We start from the raw sequence: 21,376 nt of genomic DNA, 5'->3' as shown, positions 1-21,376 counted from the left end.
CTCTTATAAAAATGATAGTTTCGGTCCACGAACACCGATAAACTGTTGTAGAGGAGTTAAAATTTTACCTGCATCTACATTTGCTTGAAGCTCATTGTAAAGATCAGTTAAATGAACTTTAGTTAAGTCACGTCCACCTAGACCATATACATAACCAGAAATCATTGGACGAGTCTCTAAGTTATACATAGCACCAGCTAATTCGTTAAATAACATACCTGGAGCACCATTAGGACTTGATCTGTCTAGTGCTGCTATAGCTTTTGCACCTTTAAGAGCTTCAGCTACTTCCATAAACGGGAATGGTCTAACTACACGTAAACCTACAACACCAGCTTTAACACCTTTAGATCTCATCTCAGTTGCTACTTCACGAGCAGTCTCAACAGATGTACCCATACAAACAACAGCTACATCAGCATCATCCATATCGTAAGACTCAACCATATTGTATTTACGACCAGTTAATTTCTCAAATTCATCAAATGCAGATTGAATTTTTGGGAAAACTTTAGTCATAAGATCGTTGTGTTGACGAGCTTTATGCTCAAAGTGCCAATCTTCTTCAGTTTGTACACCGTGAGTTACAGGGTGATCAAAATCGAGCATATCATTCATCGGCTTATATTCACCAACGAACCCGTAAGCAGTATCATCATCTAAAGTTGAAACACCTTGTGCAGTGTGTGAAGTCATGAAACCGTCTTGGTGAACCATAGCAGGTAATCTTACATCATGATCTTCAGAAACTTTAAATGCAATAAGATTTAAGTCATATACATCTTGAGGACAATAAGCGTCAAACTGAATCCAACCAGAATCACGACCTAGATACATATCTGAGTGATCACCATTAACGTTAAGCGGTGCAGCAAGTGCACGGTTAACTACGTTTAGTACGATTGGTAAACGCATACCAGATGCTTGGTAAAGAGTCTCTACCATTAAAGCAAAACCTTGTGAACTTGTTGCAGTAGCAACACGACCACCAGCAGCAGCAGCACCGATACATCCTGACATTGCAGCATGCTCAGACTCAACCATTACGAATTCACCTTCAACATAGTTGTTAGCTAAGAAACCAGCATAGTTTTCAACTACAGGTGTTGATGGAGTAATTGGGTATGCAGCAACAACATCAATCTGTGCCTGGCGCATTGCCTGGCTTGCTGCCATATTTCCATCCCATACTTCAACATCTCTTAATTCCATTTTATCAAATGCCATTATTTTTTCTCCTCATCTTTAGCAGGCCACTGAGCTATTTCAGTCTCTTCGTCCACATGCTCGTCGAACATTAAAAGTGATTTAGGGTTTGTAGGACAAACCTCAACACAGATACCACACCCTTTACAGTGATCCATATCTACACCAACCATTTTCTTATCACGAGAAATGATAGACATATCCGGACAATATACCCAACAAAATTGACAATCTATACAAAAGTCTTTGTTAAATACAGGCTTTAAAATTCTCCAGTCTGCAACACTCGCAGTAAATGAGTTACTTGCAGAATAGTTACGATCTTCTTGGTGAGTTTCAGCAATTACATCTGCCGCTTTACCATCAAATGAGCGAAGCATAGCTCCGATTTCAAATTCATCCCATCCTTTATTTGCCATCTCAGCCCCCTATTTCACTTCATCATATGCGCGTTGGATTGCAACCATATTCGCATCGATAATTTTTTGCGGTAGTTTTTTAAGAATTCTTTGCATACTATCTTTAAAAAACTCTATATCATACATACCAGAAATCTTCATAAATGCTCCAAGCATTGGAGTATTTGGAATAGGACGACCAATAGTTTCCTGAGCTATTTTAATACAGTCAACTGTATAAACTTCTTTCCCTTCTAATTTAGGTTGCTCTTTAATTAATTCCTCAGTTGATAAGTGAGTAGTAATGATATACTTTGTAGTATCTTTGTGGTTTATAGTAACGTCTGATGTAAATACTAAAGCAGGGTCAATTACGAAAACGTAATCCGGCTCCATATATTTTTCGTGATTCATAATCACTTTATCATCAACACGATTATACGCTGTCATAGCAGCTCCACGTTTTGCAGACCCATAAAATGCGAATGCTTGAACATGCTTACCAGTTGTCGAAATAACATCTGCTAACCCCTTAGCACCTGTTACAGCACCCTGTCCAGCACGGCTATGCCATCTAATTTCTAGCATAAATTCTCCTTAAATTCTAGGAATTATCTCTAATTTAGTTTATGTATTTTAGGGAAGTTGCTCTTAAAGTAAGCTTTTTACTTCTGTGGATAGGAATTTTACAATATTATTTTTATGTTTCGACTCACTTATATTACTAGGACTTCTGTTATAATAATTTTTTATAACATCATATAACTATTTTTTTCATCGATTTACATCTGTTTCTCTATTTTATCAATTAGGTGTCCAGCTTCAGAAGACTCTAAAACACCATCATGCTCCATTTTCCATATTAAATAACGCTCATGGTTTAAAAGTAACCTTCTTGCTGAGAGTGATTGAAGTTTTGTGATAAGCTCAGGGTAAATTTTATTCAATTCTCTGACAAATGCAAAAGCTTTTGAGATATTTTTATCAACCATATCTTCTACCTGTTTTGCTATATCTTCACTTGGCTGAAGCTTTTTTATGTGTAAACGTATCTCTTCTTGCGCCTCTACAAATCCACGCGCAATATCATAACTTAATGAGAGGTGGGTTAAAATCCATCCATCAATAGATACACCCATTAGAGGTACATTACTTAGCCACCTTGGAGGTTCAGGTATTTTAAACAATTCCTCTAAAACAGGTCTTGGATAAATTGATGGTGAGTTATCAAGTGCACTCTCAACAGACTTTGATAGTATAGTGGTAGCATGACGACCTATACGACCCTCTTCGAACTGTCTCCAATAATCGCTGCGTTCAATCTCCAAGAGTCTTCTCATAAATGCTATGTCAATCTCTTCTTCATCTACATTTTTTATTTTATGGTTTGTATCGAACTCTTCTATATAATTATCCAGAGAATCCATTTTAATTTTGTCAAAAAAAGGATTATGAACAAGTGTTTTAAAATACTCTTTCATCTGGGCGGTTATACTTTTTTCAGCCTTAATAATCGAAGCTTCTTTTGCGGGTGGAAACCTGTCTAACTTAAGTAGTTTAAGAAGATACTCCATAGTTGAACCGTTAATTACAATAGTTAAGAACACTATACCCGCAGTTAAGAAGAGTATCTGCTCACGTAAGGCTTCTGGAATGTTGGTATCTTGAACTATTGTAAGAGCAAGTGCAAGTGAGACTGCACCTCTAAGACCACCCCAAACCAAAACAGTGGCTTTCTCTCTGGTAATCCCCACACCTATTCTCTCCAAAACAGGCATTAGTACGATCACAGATATAGAACGTATAACAACAAGCACTACATACAACACTATAAGAGTTATCCACAACTCTGCTGAATCAAATTTAGCAGTTGAGATGATCACTATACCAACAATAAGAAAGATAAGTGTGTTTGCAAGATAAGCCAGCATCTCCCAAAACTGATGAAGAAAGTGAGATATCTCGGGAGAGATTTTTGTTCTTCCTATGGTTGAGTACATAAGTGCGAGCGCAACCAATGCCACAACTCCACTTACGTGAAGTGATTCTGCTATAACGAATGTTATATATGCTGCAACTACGGAGAGTGTTATCTCTATAAGAGGTTGGTCAACTAGTTTTCCAATAACCCATAAACTACTCCATGCAACAACAAGTCCAACTATAAGTCCCGCTAAAACAACCCATATAAACTCACCAACTACACTAAGAGCATTTACCTCAACACTGCTACCGATTGCAAAACCGTAAAAAAGCGAGAAAAAGACGATCGCAGTACCGTCGTTCAAAAGTGATTCACCCTCAATCAAAGTCTCTAAACGTTTACGTGAGCTTTTCTCTTTTAAAAGTGCTACAACTGCAACAGGGTCAGTTGCACTTATAAGTGCTCCAAAAAGAAGTGCTACTCCAAAACTCCAAGACAAGAGCCAATGAACTGCTAGTGCGCTAAGCACCATTGATATAACAAGACCTACTACGGCAAGCAGTGCAATTTGCGGAAGTATTCTAAAAAACAGATGTGATTCCATTGAATAAGCAGACTCAAAAATCAAAGTTGGAAGGAAAAGAAATAAAATAAGATGTGGATCAATTGTCCCGACTTGATGAACAATCTCAGAAGCCATTGAATGATTTGCAAAAAAACTCAAGTGATCAAGAAAACCTATAAAGAGTCCGATCAGTAATAACACCACAGTGTAGGGCATACGTGAGTTTCTCATAAGAGTTTTTACAAGTGCGCCAACTAAAAATGCGAAAACTACAAATATTAAAGTAGAAAAACCGACACCATGCATCTTAGATCCTTAACTATTTTGTTTTTAGATATTCCACCGCTTCATATGCATTTTTAAATATTTTATTTGTGTACGCCTCTAAACTCTGTTTAGTTCCATAACCGCCTAAAACACCTATGGCACCAACTCTAGCATTTCTAGCAGAGATCAGATCTAGTTCCGTATCACCTATCATCCATATATTATCATCTTTTGGCAGTTTTTCCAAAGCTTTATATATAGGCTCAGCATCAGGTTTAGGGAATTCAACATGTTCACGACCGATCAACACTTTAAAGTGATGCATAATTCCAAAATGCTCCATTAATTCTTGTGAGTAAAGACCTGTCTTTGTAGTAACAATTCCAAGTGTTGCGAATGTACTTGCAAGTTCAACTGCTTTTTGTGCCTCTGGCAAAAGCTCTGTTTTTATCTTGGATATTGTACGGTACCTTTGCTTGTAGGTATCTACAAAATCCCATACTTTGTCTTCATCTACTCCAAGTCTTGCAAACATTACATCCAATGGATGTCCGATCAAAGCTTGTATATCTGCATCACTAGGGTTATTTACACCGTGAACATTAAATGCATGATGAAAAGTCGAAGTAATAGCTTCGGTCGACTCTATTAAAGTTCCGTCTAGATCAAAAAGTATTATCAACTATTTCTCCAGACTAAGTATTAAACTATCAGATTTACAAAAAAGATCGTTTGTTATAATTTTTCCATCCTTAGAAAAAATCAATACTTTATCGTCTATAAAATTAATACTTCGGATTGAAGCACTCATTCGCAATGTTTTATTTAGCTGCATAGAGTTATTTGCTATACACCACGAAGAAACTATTCCACTTGAATCACCAACAATTAATGTGTTGTTATATACTTTGGCACTTACAATAGAGGACTTATGAAATGTAGACTCAACTAAAACATCTTTTAATGAGTGATCGAACATATATATTTTCCCGTTGCCACTTGTAACAATAATATTATCAGGTGATCTTAATATATGACGCACTGAGTTATCAAATTCTTTTATCTGTGATATTTTTTTTAAAGAGTTATCAACTAATTCCCAAACAATAATAGTATTATCATCAGATCCGGAAAATAGTATATTATTTTTTTCATCATAATACAGCGTATAAACTAGATAATTATGCTCTTTTTTTGTATCCATGTTCTCAAAGTTTTTTGACTTAATAATTAATATCTCACTATTTCCAAATGCAACTACTAAATTATCTTTTACTTGTATAATATCCATCAAAGAACCTTGAGAGAATTTTTTCTCATTAAGTCTTCCACCGCTATCCAATGAATAGCTTGATAACTTCATACTACTTGAGCCGACAAATAGTTTATTTTCATTTTTAAAAAAAGATTTTATTGGATAGTTATCCGTTGTTTGAAAAACCTTTGTTAGTTTAGAGGAGTTCAAATCCCACTTTGCTATAACGCCGTTATCAAAGCCGATAACTAAACTGTTATTATAAAGCAAAACTTTCTTAGGCTGTGCAGGAAATTTATTCTCCCCATTAAGATTTAAAGTCTTTGGAATTTTTATTTCAATTTCATTAGGTTTAACAGTTGTAACCGAACAACCAAGAAAAAAATATGTAATAGATAAGATAAAAAGAAGTTTTAAAGAAGAAATACTTAAAGAAGATATAACTTCTTTAAGTATGTAATTACTCTTGAGTATTATATACATCAGCTTTTATTTTGTAACCTTGCTGACCAAATAATAGGAAATACCAACCATATGCATGTACTTGAGCATTTTTCAAGAAATCTCCACCATTTTTATGAGCCGTTTCTGAAACAGCTTGATCCAATTTTGTACGACCACCTATTGGTATTCCTAAAATTATTGTACTTGCAACATTTGTGTCTACATTTGTTTTCACTTTATGTGAGTTTTTAATATTCTCAGGATTATATGCATCCGTAGACATTGCTGTAAAATTACCCATATGCTGAGAACAACCGCTAAAAGTAAGTGCCATAACTAAAGCCGATGAAACTAATACTATTTTTTTCATTATTTATCTCCTTAAATTTAATGTATTCTATGTAAAAATAACTTATACATAATTTAAAATAACAAATATTATGTATAGATTGTTAAATTTATCAGATATATAAAAAAATCATTTCTCCCACTTAATGTAGTTATGCCAAATTCCACTTGGTGAATTTTCTACATTTTTTATTTTTTTATTTATTACAGTTATTGAATTAGGTATGTACAAGAACAGATAAGGGTTATCATCAACTATTATTTTAAACATATCTTTCCACATTTTTGACAATATCTTTTTATCGACTATACTTTGTGATTCTTCTATCATCTTATCCATTTTTTTATTATGGTAACCTATCAGATTAAATCCACCTCGCACATCATTGTCACTATGCCAAAACATATAAGGATCAGGTGCAGGTGAAAGTCCCCATCCTAGAAGTACACTATCAAACTTATGAGGAAATACAACCATATTTAAAAATGCCTGCCACTCCATAACACGCAGGTTTACGACAACACCTGCTTTTTTTAACTGGTGTTGCAATATTTGCGCTGCATACGGTCTTACGGGAGATGAGTTTGAGGTAGTTATTTCAAACGTAAATGGATTTGACTCATCATATCCTGCTTCACGCAATAGTTCTTTAGCTTTTTGCAGATCTCTTTTTGGTTTTTTCACATTCTCATTAAATGCGATTGAGCTTGGATGAAAAGGCCCTTTACAAACTTCTGCATGCTTAAAAAATAAAATTTTTACAATCTCATCTCTGTCTATTGCCAAAGATAGTGCTTCTCTAACATGCTGGTCTTTAAACTTATCACGTCTAAGATTTAATCCAAGGTACGTATATGATAGTGACATCTTCTCATAAATATCAAACATATCAAAAAACTCAGGTGTTAATTGACGTTCAAACTGCATAGGCTCAACTCCGCCAACATCTAACTGCCCGGATTTCAGCATTAAAAATCTCGTCATTGGATCTGCTATAACATGGTAAGAGATCTCATCTATCTTTGGACGCCCTTCAAAATAATCATCATTAGCCCTAAGAATTATATTTTTTGAGTGCTCTAGCTGGTGAAGTTTATATGGACCTGTTCCGATCGGATTTGTGTTAAACTTTGAATTCATAAGATTTTCTTCATCTTTTAGAATATGCTCTGGAATAATTCCCATCATCCAAGTCTCAACTGCTTTAAAATAAGCCTGCTTGTATAAAACTCTTATTTTATATTTTCCTACAGTATTAACTGCCTTAACAAATCTAAAGCCTGCACTATATGGTGAAGATATCTTGTTTGATGTAAGTACCTGATATGTAAATAGAACATCTTTGCTTGTGAACTCTGCACCGTCTTGCCACTTTACATCTTCCCGCAGTTCAAAAACCAAAGTTTTGTTATCTTCAAAATAAAACTTCTTAGCAAGATCACCTATTATCGTACGAGAGTCTTTGTCATACTTAACAAGTCCGTTAAATATGTGTCCGGCTATATCAGACGAACTGGAATCCGTTGCTAAAATTGGATTTAGTCTTGAAGGGTTCGCACTTGTAGCAAGATGAAGTGTTGATGCAAATGCAAATGTGCTAAGTAAAATGGTTAATACTAATGTTTTCAAAACTATCTAATAACCTCCCCGTTTACAGTTAATGAACCATTCTCAAGTTTAAGATCATATACCAAATCTTCACCTGAATCTTTTGCGTAACCTTTAGTTATTGCAACCATAGGTGTTGAACTACTTATATTTGTAAAAAGTTCTTTTGATATTTTTAGAAAAATATCAAGCTTGATCTTATCTAATGCCTGTATAGGATTTATTAATTTAGGTGTCAAAACATTTGGAGGTAAAACAAAATTTATATTTGAATTAAAACCTTTTAAATCTTTTACATTGTCATATGAAACACTCTTTAGAGAAAACTCCGGTAACTCAATAGTTACTCCTCTCTCAACTAGTTTTTCCATATCTTTTTTTATCTCTAGTTGTATCTCTACAGAGTTATTACCTCTTGCTTTATTGAAAGAGTCTAAAAGTTTTTCAAAGGCATCTTTGTCAATATCTTTAATTGCCATATCGTAAGCAAGTTTATTTAACACAACTTTGTTTTGCGTAGAGCTAATGTCTAAACTTCCAACCTTTGTTTTGAGTAATATCTCTATCTTTTGCCCTTTAGAATTTGAAGCAGAGTTTACAATCAAATCGTCTAAAGATAGATCAAAATTGCCTTTGACCCCGCCTGTAGTTTTAACAACTATATTCTTAAATTTTAAATCACTCATATAATTTGTACGAGACTCAAATGTTGATTTAGTAGATATGTTTTTAAGTACAATCTTTACATTTTCAATCTTGTCATTCAAGTCTATCGATAACATATCCATATTCATATCGATAGATTCAGGCATGAAGACATTTCCTTTTCCAGAGAACGTCACACCTTTAAGAGCAGTTTTTAATTCCAGACCTTCACTCGTTGTATATGTCTCATCAATATCATAGATATATCCCTCAAACTCTTTTGTTCTTACATCTAAATTTATATTGTATTTAAGTCCGCCTTTTTGTAAGAAGTTTTTTACATATGAAGCAAATTTTGCATTGTTTTTTTTCATCTCATCCATCAGGCTAGTTGAGAGTGCAAGAGGATAAACTTCAATATTAACTTCACTGTTTATAGGCATGTTGCAATACTTTAAATCTGTTGCTAGCTTAGTTCCTTCCAGCATCTCTGTCACATACGGAGGGATTTGAGAATCTGAAAATTTTGCTAAATATTTTGAAAACTTGTCTGCATTTTTTATTGTAAGTTCATAATGTTTTGAAGTTTTAAAATATGATGATTTACTACCTTTGTCATTTACTTCTATTCCATTTGAAGTTAAAAATTCAATATTGCTTTTTAGTTCAGATTCAATAATCTGGTTTCCTAAAAATGGTAATGCAGCTATAGTAGCAATAATTATTAAAACAATAACGAGTAATTTTTTCATATTTTTCCCTTAGTTTTGTTAGGGAGTATTATATATAAATAAGATTAATTTTTGATTTTTAAAAAGAAAGCTTTTACCAATGCCAAAGGCACTGATAAAATGAAGCAGCAACGATTAACGTTTACTGAATTGGCGAGAACGACGAGCTTTACGCTTACCTGGTTTCTTACGCTCAACAACACGTGAATCACGAGTCATCATACCTTCAGGTTTAAGGATAGCTTTTAATTCTGGATTGAATTTAACTAGTGCACGAGAAATACCGTGACGTAGTGCATCAGCTTGACCACCAAAACCACCACCTAAAGTAGTAGCTACGATATCAACTGAAGTATCTTGTTTAGTTAAAACAAGTGGTTGTTTAACACGAAGTTTTTTAGCTTCTAGTCCACCTAACCAAGCGTCAATTGAAAGACCGTTGATAGTGATGTTACCAGATCCTGGAGTTAACCATACTTTTGCGATTGACGCTTTACGACGTCCTGTTGCATATGTTTTATTTGCCATCTATCTATCCTTACTTAGCTATTTGTGCAGTGTGAGGGTGTTCAGCACCTGCATATACTTTTAATTTTTTAAGCATTTTAGCACCAAGCTTAGTTTTAGGAAGCATACCGCGAGTAGCTAATTTGTATAGTTTCTCTGGGTTTTTCTCTAAAAGCTCAGTCATTTTAACACTTTTAGTTGAACCGAAGTAACCTGAGTGTGAAAAATACTCTTTATTGTTGATTTTACCAAGACCGTTAAATTTAGCCTTAGAAGCGTTGATGATAACTACGTAGTCACCACAGTCAATATTTGGAGTAAAACATGCCTTATTTTTACCACGAAGAGCAGTAGCTACTTCAGTAATCATACGACCAAAAGTTTTACCTTCTGCATCGATTAGAATCCATTTTCTATCGATTTGTTCTTCAGTTGCAATTTTAGTAAATTTCATTGAATGAACCTTTCGTTTTTATTTAGTGGTGGAAGTATAGTCATATAAACTTATAAACCACTTAAATTAAGGTTATTTTAATTAAAATCAACTGAATTTATGTTTTTTTTAAGGTTTTGAATTTATTCACAAATTGTACCTTTTTATCTTGTTACTGACATAAAAACTAATAACTAATAATTAAAAAATTTTATATTTATGCTATAATAAATCATATATAGTATCTGCAATAAAATTATAATAATATCTGCACATATAATATTTAATAAAAGAGAGAGTTTATGGTTAAAAGCTTACGTGGTCTAAATATTTTATTTAAAGTATTGACTTTTATATCACTGTTTTTAGTAACAGTTTTAGTAGCTGGTGATAACCAACGTGTTCTTGATGAGCTTGCATCGCCAACTCTTACAATTCCGCTTAAAAATGCTCTAGGAGAAGAAGAATATAGCACGGCTATTAAATCAGGAAAATATCGTTATGTTGGAAATACAAAATGTCGTTTATGTCACAGAAAGTTTTTTCTAGGCCGTAAAAATGATCCACATGACTTTGCAATGAAAAGCTTGGAATCAACAGGTCATGAGGACAACTCACGTTGTTTGACTTGCCACTCTACTGGGCATGGTATTGAAACGGGTTTTGTAAATATGCAACAAACACCTCGTCTGGCTAATGTACAGTGTGAGGGGTGCCATGGTCCTGGTAATATTCACATTACACTAGCAAAAGATGCTCTTAGAAATAAGAATAAAGTATTTGTCGGTGGTGGATTTCTCGCTGGACAAGACAGTCCAGATAAACTAAAAAAAATGTGCTCAAGCTGCCATACAAAGAGATGGGATAAGTCTTATCATGACTTAGACAAAGCATATAACCGTTACAAGAAAGCCAATCCAAATAAAAGGTAATTAGTGCAGACTTATAAAAAATATACTATACCCCTTATATTAATATCTCTTGTGTTGTGTATATCTTATCTATCATACTACAACTATACTACACAAAAGAAGCTTTTGCTCAAGCAGGTACAAAGTAATTCTTTGAATATTGTTAGTTCTGTCTCTTCAGCAATAGAGCGTTTTCATGATGTTAAATCTACTATGAACCTTCAAAAACTAGTTGATGATGTATCCTTTGGACTAGATATCTTTGAGTTTAGATATTTGGAAGCAGATGGTATTATAAGAAACTCTATGTTTAAAGAGGAGATAGGTACAGTATTAACTAGTAAAAGTTTTATAGAAACACTACAAGGTGAACGCAGAATTAGTAGTTTCTTTTTTGAAGTTAGAGACTATGTTGATGTAATGTCAATTTACTATCCTATATATAGTAATAATAAACTTATAGGTATTATTGATCTTGCTGTAGATATGTCTGAATACGACTTAACTAAAAGCTTAATCAACAATGCCGCTATACTACATAGACAAACAGATATATTAAATCTGTTAAAAGCAATCAACGGTTCTATTACAAACTCTATTACAATACTAAATAAAACAGATATAAATGACTTTTTACACGCATATATTGATACAGCAAAAGATATAAAACAAATCTCAATTGTTAATAATGAAGACAAAATATTTATTAGTAGTAGTAAGTATTTAATCGGAAAAAAATTAACTGATGAAGATTCTCCAAAACCAGGTATGAACATGATAGATGGAGAGTTAACATACCTTACTGTCGTTAATTCTCACCTATTTGACGATAATTATTTAACGAAACTTATGCTTTTAACAGATGCCACAAATTACGCTCACCATGAGAAACAATTGCTTACAACAGCTTTAATTACAAGTATAATCGCTCTTTTATTTGCACTTTTTACTTCTAGATTAATTTACTACACTGCAATTGAGCAGTCTCGCAAAGAAAGAGAGCGTCTTGAAGAGTTGGTAAGTATTCGTACAAAAGAGATAGAACTACTAAGTAAAACAGATGAATTAACTGGTTTATGGAATAGACGATATTTAGAAGAGAGTCTTGATACAGAATTTAAACGTGCAAAACGCTATAACCACGATATCTCAATAATGATGATTGACCTGGATCATTTTAAACATATAAATGATACATATGGTCATATGGCCGGTGATGAAGTACTCAGACAAATGAGTTCTAGAATTAAAGGGTGTCAACGTGAAACAGATTTTGTCGCTCGTTATGGTGGTGAAGAGATTGTTGTGATACTGCCTGAAACTGATATAAAAACAGCTACTGAAATAGCAGATACAATATTAAAATCAATTGCTAAAGAACCTGTGTTATTTGAGTCTTTTACTATTGAAGTTACAACTAGTATTGGTATTAGTAATATGAGTCCAGAACATCTTAATTATTCAATGATTTTTGCTGAGGCTGACGAAGCACTGTATAGTGCCAAGGCCAATGGACGCAATAGAGTTGAAGTTTACAATAAGAAGATTTAGATACATTAACTATCTATTTTAAGTATCCTCTTTGTACTCTATAAAGTCATCTTTTGTTGCTCCACACTCAGGGCAAGTCCAATCATCAGGAATCTTTTCAAATGGAGTCCCAGGTTCTATACCACCATCAGGATCACCTACTTCAGGATCGTATATCCAATCACATAATTCACATATATATTTCTTAGACATAATATCTCCTTTTATAATGGAAATGTTTCTAAATTTATATACATATTATAAACGTTTAAAATTACTTATAACTTAACAATTTTAACTTCATTTTTTAATAAGTAACACAGATGTCCTTGAGCCGTTTTGCCTGTAATCTCTTCAACTGCTTCTATATACTCTTCTACCTGTCCTACGTGATGGTCACTATATTTTGTAGAACTTTTATAGTCGATAATCTTATATGAACCATCTTTATGTTTTACCAATAGATCTATATATTTTAAATTATTATTGAACCTTAAAGACTGCTCTTTAAAACACTCTCCATCACATAGCTCTAAAAACTCTTTATTTTCTAGCATTAAACTTACGCGATTAGTTATATCTTCTATCTCGTCATCTTCCAAAGTATGACCGAACTTATTTATCATCATATCTTTAGCATCGGAGATATACTCAGTAGAAAACTCACTAATCATCTCCAACATGAAGTGAAGAGCCGTTCCAAAGTTTTGAGCTTTTATATCAGCCTCTAACTCATCATCTTCTATCTTAACTATATCACTTTGAGGACCATAATACTCCTCTTCATATTTTAACTCTTGCAGGCTGTCTTTCTTGATCTCCTGCTGTGCTTTTTGAACTTTTAAAACACCGTGTTTTGAAACTGAGAGATCCAGTATATCAAATGTAGAATCTTTTGACTTTTTTACTATAAACAGATTTTCTCTAGCCCTTGTAAATGCAACATAAAGAGCATTGAGCGAGTCTTCCATAACAAGCTGTTTCTCTTTTTTAAGTGCAAGTGCATAGTTGTTGTCAAGATCATCCCTGCCTTTTATACGAAGATAAATATTCTGCAGTTTAATACCATCATATTCATATATGATCGCATCTTTATTCGGCGGTGCTTTTTTCAGTCTGTCCATCACTATTACATGTTCATACTCAAGACCTTTTGACTTATGAACCGTTAGAACTCTAACACCGATTAACTCACTTGCAGCAGCAGATGTATCTATACGCTCATACTCAAAAAGAAGTGCCTCAATATCTTTAGTTCTATCAACCGTCGACAAGAAACGAAGCAAGTTTGCATCTGCATCAAAAAGAGAGTATTTTTTTATAACGTTTTTTACAATATTTAAAAGAGTGTTTTTATTTAGATCGACTCTATCTAGCGTTTCAACTTCTCTGTCGATCAAAGAAAAGAAGTTGTATCTGTAAATATCTTCGTTAAAATAAAGATATTTCAAGTACTCTAGTACTGCTTTTACACTTCTTTGGTTTATAAGCTTTGTGGTTGTTTCGGTTACAACCTCTATGCCTTCATGTTCTAAGTGTAGTTTTACCTCTTCACCATCACCATTTGTCGCACAAAGTATAGCTATATCATCTGCTTTGGCACCAAGACTTAGAAGGTTTTTAACCTGCTTTAACACCTCTTCTAAAACACCGTCATTTTGAATAACTTCAACATAACCACCATTAGCTTCACTACGCACCAGTTGAGCTTTGTAATCTTTTATCTTATGTTCAAACACACGGTTTACAAATTCTATAACCTGCTTTTGCGAGCGATAGTTTGTTAAAAGAGGCTCTGTTTGAGTTGAATTCTCACGCGCGACTTCACCAAAAAGTGCACTAACACCTCCGCGGAAACGGTAGATCGACTGCTTAACATCACCTACAAAAAAGAAACTTCCGTTTTCAAATACACCTTTACCTGATGTGATCTCATTGATCAGAGGTTTTAAGATCTCATACTGCATGATCGATGTGTCTTGAAACTCATCCAAAAGCATATGCTCGATCTGTGAATCTAAACGAAAATATAAAAACTCACTGTCTACACGCTCTTTTAACAGGTAATGCACAAGAACAGTCACGTCGTTAAAACTAAGTTCACTATCATCCATATAGAGTGCTTTTTTACTCTTCTCGTATATATCTACTAGTTCATTTAGCGCATAGAAAAAGTTTTGCTCACGAGCCTTACTATGCTCTTTTATAGCATCTTGTATATCTGTAAGACATCTGTCCATATCAGGAGTAAAACACTTAGCAAATGTTCTATACTCCATAGTCTCACGACCAATCCAGCTCTTTGCGATCACATCTTCAAAACTCTCACCCGATACACCGTTTAGTGCCGTTTGAGATGCAACTTCACATGAGTTTACGATCTCCTGCATCTTTTTAAATGCTTCAAGTGCTTTTGCTTCATGCTCCTCTAATGGTTGTTTTTTAAAACTGATGTGCGATAGCTCTTGGCGTTTTGTGTAAAACTGATCAAGTAGCAAGAAAATATCATTTAGTCTTTTTTTTGACTGTAAAGAAAGTGTTATAAGTGTCTCTTTTTTGCCAGCTACCTCTACCTCTTTTAAAAAGCGTGAGAGTAGTTTAAGTTCGTGCTGAGAACTCATAGTTGAGAAGTCTGGCATAAGTGATGCATATAGTGAAAACTTACGAAGGATCTGAGTAAAAAAAGCATCGATTGTCATGATCTTAGTGTTTGAGTTTAAAAACTCGGCTAAAATCTTACTACGCTCACTTAACAGGTGTTCTTTTGAATAACCTGTAACCTCTGCTATAACATCTAGTTCACCACGTTTTTCAAGCTCTTCAAGAGTTAACACTACACGCTCCTGCATCTCTGCTGCAGCTTTATTTGTAAATGTAAGTGCTAGGATCTTTGAAGCTGAAGCACCTTGAAAAAGTAAGGAAAGATAGCGCACAACAAGCATAAATGTCTTACCGCTTCCCGCGCTTGCTTCGTATGCTAGGTTGTTTATAAATTTACTCATTTGGTAAGATTCCACTTTCAACAAAATTATTCATTTTTTCTAATGTTCTTTGGTTACAATCGTAGAAATAATTTTTTATAAATGCATATTTATAGACTTGATAAAATTTATTTTGGTTTTCTTCTATAAAAATAATATCTTTTTTGACGCTTTCTCTTTGAGCATCTTTTGAATTAGATTCCACTTCTTTTATCAGAATATTAACAAATTGGTGTTTTGATTCTGCAAATAAACTTTGTACTCTTTTCATTCTCCACATATGATAAACTATATTTTCAGATGCATGTTTTACAATTCTTGGCAAATATGCTTCACCAAATCCTTTATTATAGTTTTCCATCTCAAATATAATATTATATTTTACAAATAATATAGTCACTATTACTAATAAAAACATGTCTTGTTTATCTTCTATTAGTTCCTTATACTCTAAACAATTATCAAGAACTTGAATAAAGATTCTTGCATTTTTTTCTTCTGTTATTTTAATGGCTTCAAGTATTTTCTCTTTATATTCATCTAAATCAGAATATTTTTCAGTATATATTGTCTCAAACAACTCATCTACAGTGGGATCTAAAAGAAGAAATTTATTTACGCTTTTTTCTTTTATTCTAGAAAACACTTCATTGTCATTGTCTTTAAAGAACTCTTGGTTTGTGATAATCACTGTTTTAGTTTTAAAGGTCTCAGTTAGATTTGTAATAAAACCAAACAAATCATTTAAGTCTATCTTGGAAGACTTTCTTTCAAAATCATCAAAACATATTATTCCACCGTCTTCTAATCTACCTACACCCTGTTTAATCTGCTGTTTTATATTTTCTTCTTCTAGTTGCTGTACTGTTCTATCAGCTTCAACTTCAACTCCTATACCAAATGCATTAAAAGACACTTTTGGAATAAAACTAGCGACTTTTGTAAAGACATTATATGTAAAACTTATTACATCTTTTCTATTCTCTTTTGAAAAATGATATGAAACCTGCTGAATCTCATTTTGAAGTTCTTCTAATGAATCATGTCCATAAAGACTTATATATACATAACTTTTATTATCTTTCAAAGTTTTAATAAGCTCGTTTTCTAACTCTTCTTTCCAAAAGTAAGTTTTACCGCTTCCCCATACACCACTAAGCATAAGAATCTCACCATTACGGTTATCTTGTTTAAAGTATGCATCTTCTTTGTCTAATAAATAGTTTTTTATATCGTGTTGATTAGCCATGTTTAATCCCTACCACAGATGATCTTATAGTCACAGAACAGACAGTTTTTCTCATCTTCACATTTTTCAAAGTTTATCTCTTCACGAGCTAACATATCTTTTATGTTTGACTCTAGAACTGCAAGCTTCTCTTCTAAAAAAGGCTCTTTTACTAACTTGTTCTCATTTAAATCGTAATAAGCACAGTTTATTATCTCTGCTTTGTCTTTAACAAGAAGATAATAAAATTCCAGTTGAAAGTCTGTAGCTTCAGTAAAATTGTTTTTATTGTATGTAGGATAGTTTCCTGTTTTGTAGTCTATGACAGAGAGTTCATTTTTTCTAGCATCAAGTCTGTCAATCTGACCGATCAGCTGCAGTCCTGCAAACTCACAACTCATGCTCACTTCACAATCTTGTACTTCCCAGCCTTCGTTAAACCTATCGATCTCTAAGAGTGAGAACTCTTTCATTTTAGATTTTTGAAGAGCTATAAAATATCGTTCTATCTCGCTATTTTTATCTATTTTCTCATCAAGTGCTTTTTCTAAATCTTTTTGCAATTCATCTGCACTTGAGTAGCTACTCTTTTTAGTATATATGTCATATAAAGCTGTATGGACAATATTTCCAAGTTCGTACTGTTCTATCATATCTGTCGGAATATCGTGGCGTGTTAAATGTTCTATATACTTATAATAAAACTTTCTTTTACAAGTCAGGTACGTTTTTAACTTAGATGCAGAAAGAGGTGAACTTCTAAAATCATATTTAGCCACTATATCTTTTTCATCTTTTACATATTTTGTTTTTGCTTTATCAAAAAGTATATTAGAGAGTTGCTTTTCATCATAACTCTCGTCTTCTTTGATCCTTAACTGTTTTAAAAACCTAGAAGCAGAACTCTCAGCAGAAGCTACATAAGATATAGCTACCTCTTTTGAGTTGTTTATAAGCATCTCGTAGTAATGTTTTTGAAGATTTTGTCTATCTAGTGATGTAGGAAGATTAGCCATCTCTCTTATCTGAGTATTTAAGAACATATCTTTTTCACTTTTTTTAGGAACGTTTGAATCGTCAAAATCAACTATTATGACACCATCAAGCTCTATACTTCTACTCTCTAAAACACCCATTACGGTTATCTTACCACCTAAGACGTCATCTATGCTTCTAGCAGCTAATCTTTGCATAAAAACAGAAAGAACAGACTTTACAGTCATATCACTCATAACGGTTATAACTCTATCAAAATTATATAACTCATCTTCGTATATTTTTAGAACTTCATCATCTTCAATATACTCCTTTAGTGAATGAAGGTATTGTAACAATTCAACTTCTACCGCTTTTTTATAAAATATATCTCTAAGATCACTATATAATTCTTCACCGACTCTTTTTATTCTAGCTAGATTCTCTTTTGAGTCCTGATCTATATAATCAACTGTTGCTTCAATTTTTTTGTAAAACAAAGTTTCATTAAGAGCATGACCCATAGCAAAGTTAAAATTTCTCATATTATCAAAGCTCTTAAGCATCGTTGCAAACTTCTCATCAGGTACTACAACTGCTATTTTGTCTGCCGCGTAACCTTTGTGAATCAACTCATATACTTTTTTCTTGACAAACGCAACTTGAAGTGCTGTCTCGCTAAAAGAGTTACAACTTATATTTTTGTTTGAATCAATTTTATTTTTCGAGATTATATTCTTGTTATTCAAAGATATTTTATACTCATATCCAACCTCTAGTTCAATTCCAAGCTCATCAAACTTTTTTTGCATTTTTGTATTAAAGTTAGTTGTGGTAAAAATAATATCTATATTACAAAACTCTTTCGCTCCCTCTAAGAGTTCAAATTCAAAATTTGTAAGATGTCCATCTATTTTTATCTCTACATTTTTTAAAGACTTTGCATAGTTTTCATTAAATTTATATATCTTTGGTAAAAATATTTTATCAAGTATTTTTTCTTCCAAACATAGCTTTTCATAGCGTTTATATAGCTGTGTTAAAATCTCTATATGCTCTTCAAACTCTGCATACACATCACTAGACGCTAATTTATCTATTTCAAATTTTTCCGCACTTAACTCTTCAAAAAATTTAAATATATAGCTGCTGTTTTTTGTAAACGTAAAAAAGTTTCTATCTATCTGCAGGTTTTCAAAAGATTTAAACTCTGCTGCTTTTAGAAGCAGTATTACTCGTGTGTCATCATCAACAGGTTTAAACCCTTTAACTATAGTCAGTTTAGAAATAAACTCACCCATAGTAATAAAAGATGGAAGGAAAAGCGTTTGATTGTCAATTTTTAGACGATGTTCTCTAATTGATCTTGAAGTAGGTAAAACAATTGTAGAGTTGTTCATGTTTTACCTTTTTTTATTTAATAAATTTTATATTCTTTTTTTCTTGTATCTGCTTTAACGTTAAAGTATCTTTGAAGCTTTCCTACATTTATTTTAGCCATCACATCCCATCTTCCAGGTAGTTCCAGCTTAATAGGATTAAATGTATAAACTCCATTTTCAAACTTGTAGCTTGATAACTCTTGATTGTAGTCATGCACATTCGGTCTAGTTACAACAACTTTTAACTCAGCATTTTCAACTGCATTTCCATCAAGATCAGTTACTTTATACTTAATAATAGTATTTTCTTGACTTAAACCATCAGTTACATATTCTATCTTATATTTTTTATCAAATGCTATTTGAGCATTAATAAGTTCATTAGCATTAGCGTCAGCTTGATGATAGTCCATCATATAAGTATCAGCTTTTGATACAGGCAATTTTGAAGCTACAACAATCGTAGCTACACAAGCACCAAAAATAAAGACAATAGATATACCTATAGCATAAGGCCATATTCTACCGCTAGCAAATAATTTACTCATTTTTATCCTGCCATTTTGAATATATTTTTCTTTTTATATATATAAAAATTACAATAAGGATAATACCATAGAATAGTGTCTTAATTACTAATATAGCGATCTGGTTTGCGCTTCCAATAGCATGTTCAAGTTCAATTCCTTTTGAATCTGCCACTTGTTCAGCTATATCTGCATAACCATTAAACATTGCACCGCTATACTTTCCTAAAACTTCACCTTTTTTAGATTTTTCTGCTAAAAGAGGAAGAATAGTCCCCCCACTGCTCATGTCAGAAAAATCCATACTTAATAAGGCGATTACAAAAGCCTGTATAGGTGATGATATCGGACTAAGTATCTGTTTTTTATCAAAGTATTCGTATAAAGATGTAGGATAAGCTAATATATCCACTTTTGCATCCATCTCTGAAAATGTTAAAAGTATTGTCGGAGTAGAGAAATTTTTCATAACCTCTTTTTCATACTCTGCTATTTTCATACCTTCAGGTAACTCTTTTAACATTAAAAGTCTTAATGATATACCAGTTTTTTCATATAATTCTGAACCTAATTCTTCAACCGATTCGTTAAACTTAGGATTGAAGATAACTTCATCTTTATATAAATACTCAGCAACTAATGTGTTTTGAAAATATAATGTGAGGATGAGGGCATAAAGCCCTCTTTGTAAAACGTTCAAGAAAAACCTAACCTACATATAAGTGATTAGGCGTTAGAACTGCCCAAGCAGTAACGATAGCCGAAATTACTAAAGCAATTGTAATTAATTTATCCATCATATACTCCTTAGTTTACAACAACACGATGCTTAGCACTCTCAGTACTGATCATCTGAATTTGTTCTGCGTCTTTAATTTCATAGAACTTTGTCATGTTAGCATTTTGTACACCTAAACCCCATACTGTTAAACCAGCAAGGATAGAAAGTAAAAGTACAGTAGCTACTAACATACCTGTAATACCATCAAGAGCAAATACGCTTCTATTTTCATTCATACCTGACTCCTTCTTACTTAGCTAAACTGCTAATATATGCAGCTACAGCTTCTTTTTGTTTAGCATTTAAGTTGTTAAATGCAGGCATAGCACCGATAGCACCTTTTTTACCGTGGTTAAGTACGTTAGTAACAAGTTTAGTATCAAACGCTTTTAAACTTGGAGCTACCATATCCATACCATTACCATCAGCACCGTGACATGAAGCACATGTACCAGCAAAGATATCAGCACCAGCACCAGTGAAACCGTTAGCTACGTAAGCTGCAACAGTATCAATTTCAGCATCAGAAATTAGATTTCCAGTACTAGCATTGAAAAGACCGTTACGATCTGGCATTGGCATTTCCATACCTAATAACATGTTGTTAGAACCATTCATTACAGCATGTTTAACAGCAACTTCATCAATTCTTTTGTTTAAGTTAGCTGCTTTACCATCAATACCATCAGCAGTAAGACCGTGACAAACTTTACACTCTGCTAAGAATAC

General features: G+C 33.1%; 21 protein-coding genes. 2 read left to right on the top strand and 19 right to left on the bottom strand.

Annotation, left to right across the window (positions count from 1 at the left end; translation table 11 throughout):
• Positions 1 to 3: 3 nt before the first annotated feature.
• The 11 genes from ABZA65_RS04960 to rplM form a co-directional block, all read right to left on the bottom strand.
• Positions 4 to 1,227 carry a 2-oxoacid:ferredoxin oxidoreductase subunit alpha gene (locus ABZA65_RS04960; RefSeq protein ID WP_373071229.1) on the bottom strand — a complete coding sequence of 408 codons (1,224 nt, stop codon included), beginning with the start codon at positions 1,225 to 1,227 and terminating at the stop codon, positions 4 to 6.
• Positions 1,227 to 1,625 carry a 4Fe-4S dicluster-binding protein gene (locus tag ABZA65_RS04955; protein WP_373071227.1) on the bottom strand — a complete coding sequence of 133 codons (399 nt, stop codon included), beginning with the start codon at positions 1,623 to 1,625 and terminating at the stop codon, positions 1,227 to 1,229. Before ABZA65_RS04955 ends, ABZA65_RS04960 begins: the two co-directional genes overlap by 1 nt.
• Before the next feature lie 9 nt (positions 1,626 to 1,634).
• Positions 1,635 to 2,192: a pyruvate flavodoxin oxidoreductase subunit gamma gene (locus tag ABZA65_RS04950; protein WP_373071225.1), complete on the bottom strand. Its 558-nt coding sequence runs from the start codon at positions 2,190 to 2,192 to the stop codon at positions 1,635 to 1,637.
• A 194-nt stretch (positions 2,193 to 2,386) separates the two neighbouring features.
• Positions 2,387 to 4,399: a cation:proton antiporter gene (locus tag ABZA65_RS04945; RefSeq protein WP_373071223.1), complete on the bottom strand. Its 2,013-nt coding sequence runs from the start codon at positions 4,397 to 4,399 to the stop codon at positions 2,387 to 2,389.
• Between the two features lie 13 nt (positions 4,400 to 4,412).
• On the bottom strand, positions 4,413 to 5,042 hold the full coding sequence (locus ABZA65_RS04940; protein ID WP_373071221.1) for an HAD family hydrolase: 630 nt from the start codon (positions 5,040 to 5,042) through the stop codon (positions 4,413 to 4,415).
• Positions 5,043 to 6,098, bottom strand: a complete 1,056-nt coding sequence (locus ABZA65_RS04935; protein WP_373071219.1) for a hypothetical protein — start codon at positions 6,096 to 6,098, stop codon at positions 5,043 to 5,045.
• On the bottom strand, positions 6,076 to 6,429 hold the full coding sequence (locus ABZA65_RS04930) for a hypothetical protein (RefSeq protein WP_373071217.1): 354 nt from the start codon (positions 6,427 to 6,429) through the stop codon (positions 6,076 to 6,078). The genes ABZA65_RS04935 and ABZA65_RS04930 overlap by 23 nt, the downstream gene beginning before the upstream one ends.
• Before the next feature lie 108 nt (positions 6,430 to 6,537).
• On the bottom strand, positions 6,538 to 8,037 hold the full coding sequence (locus ABZA65_RS04925; protein WP_373071215.1) for a peptide-binding protein: 1,500 nt from the start codon (positions 8,035 to 8,037) through the stop codon (positions 6,538 to 6,540).
• 2 nt (positions 8,038 to 8,039) lie between these two features.
• On the bottom strand, positions 8,040 to 9,413 hold the full coding sequence (locus ABZA65_RS04920) for a DUF945 family protein (RefSeq protein WP_373071213.1): 1,374 nt from the start codon (positions 9,411 to 9,413) through the stop codon (positions 8,040 to 8,042).
• A 114-nt stretch (positions 9,414 to 9,527) separates the two neighbouring features.
• Positions 9,528 to 9,920, bottom strand: a complete 393-nt coding sequence (gene rpsI, locus ABZA65_RS04915) for a 30S ribosomal protein S9 (RefSeq protein ID WP_373071211.1) — start codon at positions 9,918 to 9,920, stop codon at positions 9,528 to 9,530.
• A 10-nt stretch (positions 9,921 to 9,930) separates the two neighbouring features.
• Positions 9,931 to 10,353 (bottom strand): 50S ribosomal protein L13, encoded by a 423-nt coding sequence (rplM, locus tag ABZA65_RS04910; RefSeq protein ID WP_152308221.1) that lies wholly within the window; start codon positions 10,351 to 10,353, stop codon positions 9,931 to 9,933.
• A 281-nt stretch (positions 10,354 to 10,634) separates the two neighbouring features.
• Here rplM and ABZA65_RS04905 point away from each other — a divergent pair, with 281 nt between their 5' ends.
• Together ABZA65_RS04905 and ABZA65_RS04900 are read left to right on the top strand one after the other, a co-directional pair.
• On the top strand, positions 10,635 to 11,264 hold the full coding sequence (locus tag ABZA65_RS04905; protein WP_373071209.1) for a cytochrome c family protein: 630 nt from the start codon (positions 10,635 to 10,637) through the stop codon (positions 11,262 to 11,264).
• A 132-nt stretch (positions 11,265 to 11,396) separates the two neighbouring features.
• Positions 11,397 to 12,794 carry a GGDEF domain-containing protein gene (locus tag ABZA65_RS04900; protein ID WP_373071207.1) on the top strand — a complete coding sequence of 466 codons (1,398 nt, stop codon included), beginning with the start codon at positions 11,397 to 11,399 and terminating at the stop codon, positions 12,792 to 12,794.
• A gap of 18 nt (positions 12,795 to 12,812) precedes the next feature.
• Here ABZA65_RS04900 and rd read toward each other — a convergent pair whose 3' ends face one another.
• The 8 genes from rd to ABZA65_RS04860 all read right to left on the bottom strand — a co-directional run.
• On the bottom strand, positions 12,813 to 12,986 hold the full coding sequence (gene rd / locus ABZA65_RS04895; RefSeq protein ID WP_373071205.1) for a rubredoxin: 174 nt from the start codon (positions 12,984 to 12,986) through the stop codon (positions 12,813 to 12,815).
• Positions 12,987 to 13,051: 65 nt separating this feature from the next.
• The gene (locus tag ABZA65_RS04890) at positions 13,052 to 15,775 is read right to left on the bottom strand and encodes a RecB-like helicase (protein WP_373071203.1); all 2,724 of its coding nucleotides are present in this window, start codon (positions 15,773 to 15,775) and stop codon (positions 13,052 to 13,054) included.
• On the bottom strand, positions 15,768 to 17,003 hold the full coding sequence (locus ABZA65_RS04885; protein WP_373071201.1) for a P-loop NTPase fold protein: 1,236 nt from the start codon (positions 17,001 to 17,003) through the stop codon (positions 15,768 to 15,770). The genes ABZA65_RS04890 and ABZA65_RS04885 overlap by 8 nt, the downstream gene beginning before the upstream one ends.
• A gap of 2 nt (positions 17,004 to 17,005) precedes the next feature.
• Positions 17,006 to 19,357: a PD-(D/E)XK nuclease family protein gene (locus ABZA65_RS04880; protein WP_373071199.1), complete on the bottom strand. Its 2,352-nt coding sequence runs from the start codon at positions 19,355 to 19,357 to the stop codon at positions 17,006 to 17,008.
• Positions 19,358 to 19,374: 17 nt separating this feature from the next.
• Positions 19,375 to 19,887: a FixH family protein gene (locus ABZA65_RS04875; protein ID WP_373071197.1), complete on the bottom strand. Its 513-nt coding sequence runs from the start codon at positions 19,885 to 19,887 to the stop codon at positions 19,375 to 19,377.
• Positions 19,880 to 20,566 carry a 3-dehydroquinate dehydratase gene (locus ABZA65_RS04870; RefSeq protein ID WP_373071195.1) on the bottom strand — a complete coding sequence of 229 codons (687 nt, stop codon included), beginning with the start codon at positions 20,564 to 20,566 and terminating at the stop codon, positions 19,880 to 19,882. The genes ABZA65_RS04875 and ABZA65_RS04870 overlap by 8 nt, the downstream gene beginning before the upstream one ends.
• Before the next feature lie 107 nt (positions 20,567 to 20,673).
• Positions 20,674 to 20,883 carry a DUF4006 family protein gene (locus tag ABZA65_RS04865; RefSeq protein ID WP_373071193.1) on the bottom strand — a complete coding sequence of 70 codons (210 nt, stop codon included), beginning with the start codon at positions 20,881 to 20,883 and terminating at the stop codon, positions 20,674 to 20,676.
• A gap of 13 nt (positions 20,884 to 20,896) precedes the next feature.
• A partial coding sequence (locus ABZA65_RS04860; RefSeq protein WP_373071191.1) for a c-type cytochrome occupies positions 20,897 to 21,376 on the bottom strand: 480 nt, incomplete at its 5' end.

This window comes from Sulfurimonas sp., from assembly GCF_041583195.1.
GTDB lineage: Bacteria > Campylobacterota > Campylobacteria > Campylobacterales > Sulfurimonadaceae > Sulfurimonas.
This window is presented reverse-complemented; position numbering and strand designations above follow the sequence as displayed.

Bases quoted from the DNA above. Each gene is read 5' to 3' on its own strand.
- ABZA65_RS04950 (WP_373071225.1), bottom strand. From the start codon at position 2,192: ATGCTAGAAATTAGATGGCATAGCCGTGCTGGACAGGGTGCTGTAACA.
- ABZA65_RS04935 (WP_373071219.1), bottom strand. From the start codon at position 6,098: ATGTATATAATACTCAAGAGTAATTACATACTTAAAGAAGTTATATCT.
- ABZA65_RS04945 (WP_373071223.1), bottom strand. From the start codon at position 4,399: ATGCATGGTGTCGGTTTTTCTACTTTAATATTTGTAGTTTTCGCATTT.
- ABZA65_RS04930 (WP_373071217.1), bottom strand. From the start codon at position 6,429: ATGAAAAAAATAGTATTAGTTTCATCGGCTTTAGTTATGGCACTTACT.
- ABZA65_RS04875 (WP_373071197.1), bottom strand. From the start codon at position 19,887: ATGAGTAAATTATTTGCTAGCGGTAGAATATGGCCTTATGCTATAGGT.
- ABZA65_RS04960 (WP_373071229.1), bottom strand. From the start codon at position 1,227: ATGGCATTTGATAAAATGGAATTAAGAGATGTTGAAGTATGGGATGGA.
- ABZA65_RS04865 (WP_373071193.1), bottom strand. From the start codon at position 20,883: ATGAATGAAAATAGAAGCGTATTTGCTCTTGATGGTATTACAGGTATG.
- ABZA65_RS04890 (WP_373071203.1), bottom strand. From the start codon at position 15,775: ATGAGTAAATTTATAAACAACCTAGCATACGAAGCAAGCGCGGGAAGC.
- rplM (WP_152308221.1), bottom strand. From the start codon at position 10,353: ATGAAATTTACTAAAATTGCAACTGAAGAACAAATCGATAGAAAATGG.
- rpsI (WP_373071211.1), bottom strand. From the start codon at position 9,920: ATGGCAAATAAAACATATGCAACAGGACGTCGTAAAGCGTCAATCGCA.
- ABZA65_RS04920 (WP_373071213.1), bottom strand. From the start codon at position 9,413: ATGAAAAAATTACTCGTTATTGTTTTAATAATTATTGCTACTATAGCT.
- ABZA65_RS04955 (WP_373071227.1), bottom strand. From the start codon at position 1,625: ATGGCAAATAAAGGATGGGATGAATTTGAAATCGGAGCTATGCTTCGC.
- ABZA65_RS04885 (WP_373071201.1), bottom strand. From the start codon at position 17,003: ATGGCTAATCAACACGATATAAAAAACTATTTATTAGACAAAGAAGAT.
- ABZA65_RS04905 (WP_373071209.1), top strand. From the start codon at position 10,635: ATGGTTAAAAGCTTACGTGGTCTAAATATTTTATTTAAAGTATTGACT.
- ABZA65_RS04880 (WP_373071199.1), bottom strand. From the start codon at position 19,357: ATGAACAACTCTACAATTGTTTTACCTACTTCAAGATCAATTAGAGAA.
- rd (WP_373071205.1), bottom strand. From the start codon at position 12,986: ATGTCTAAGAAATATATATGTGAATTATGTGATTGGATATACGATCCT.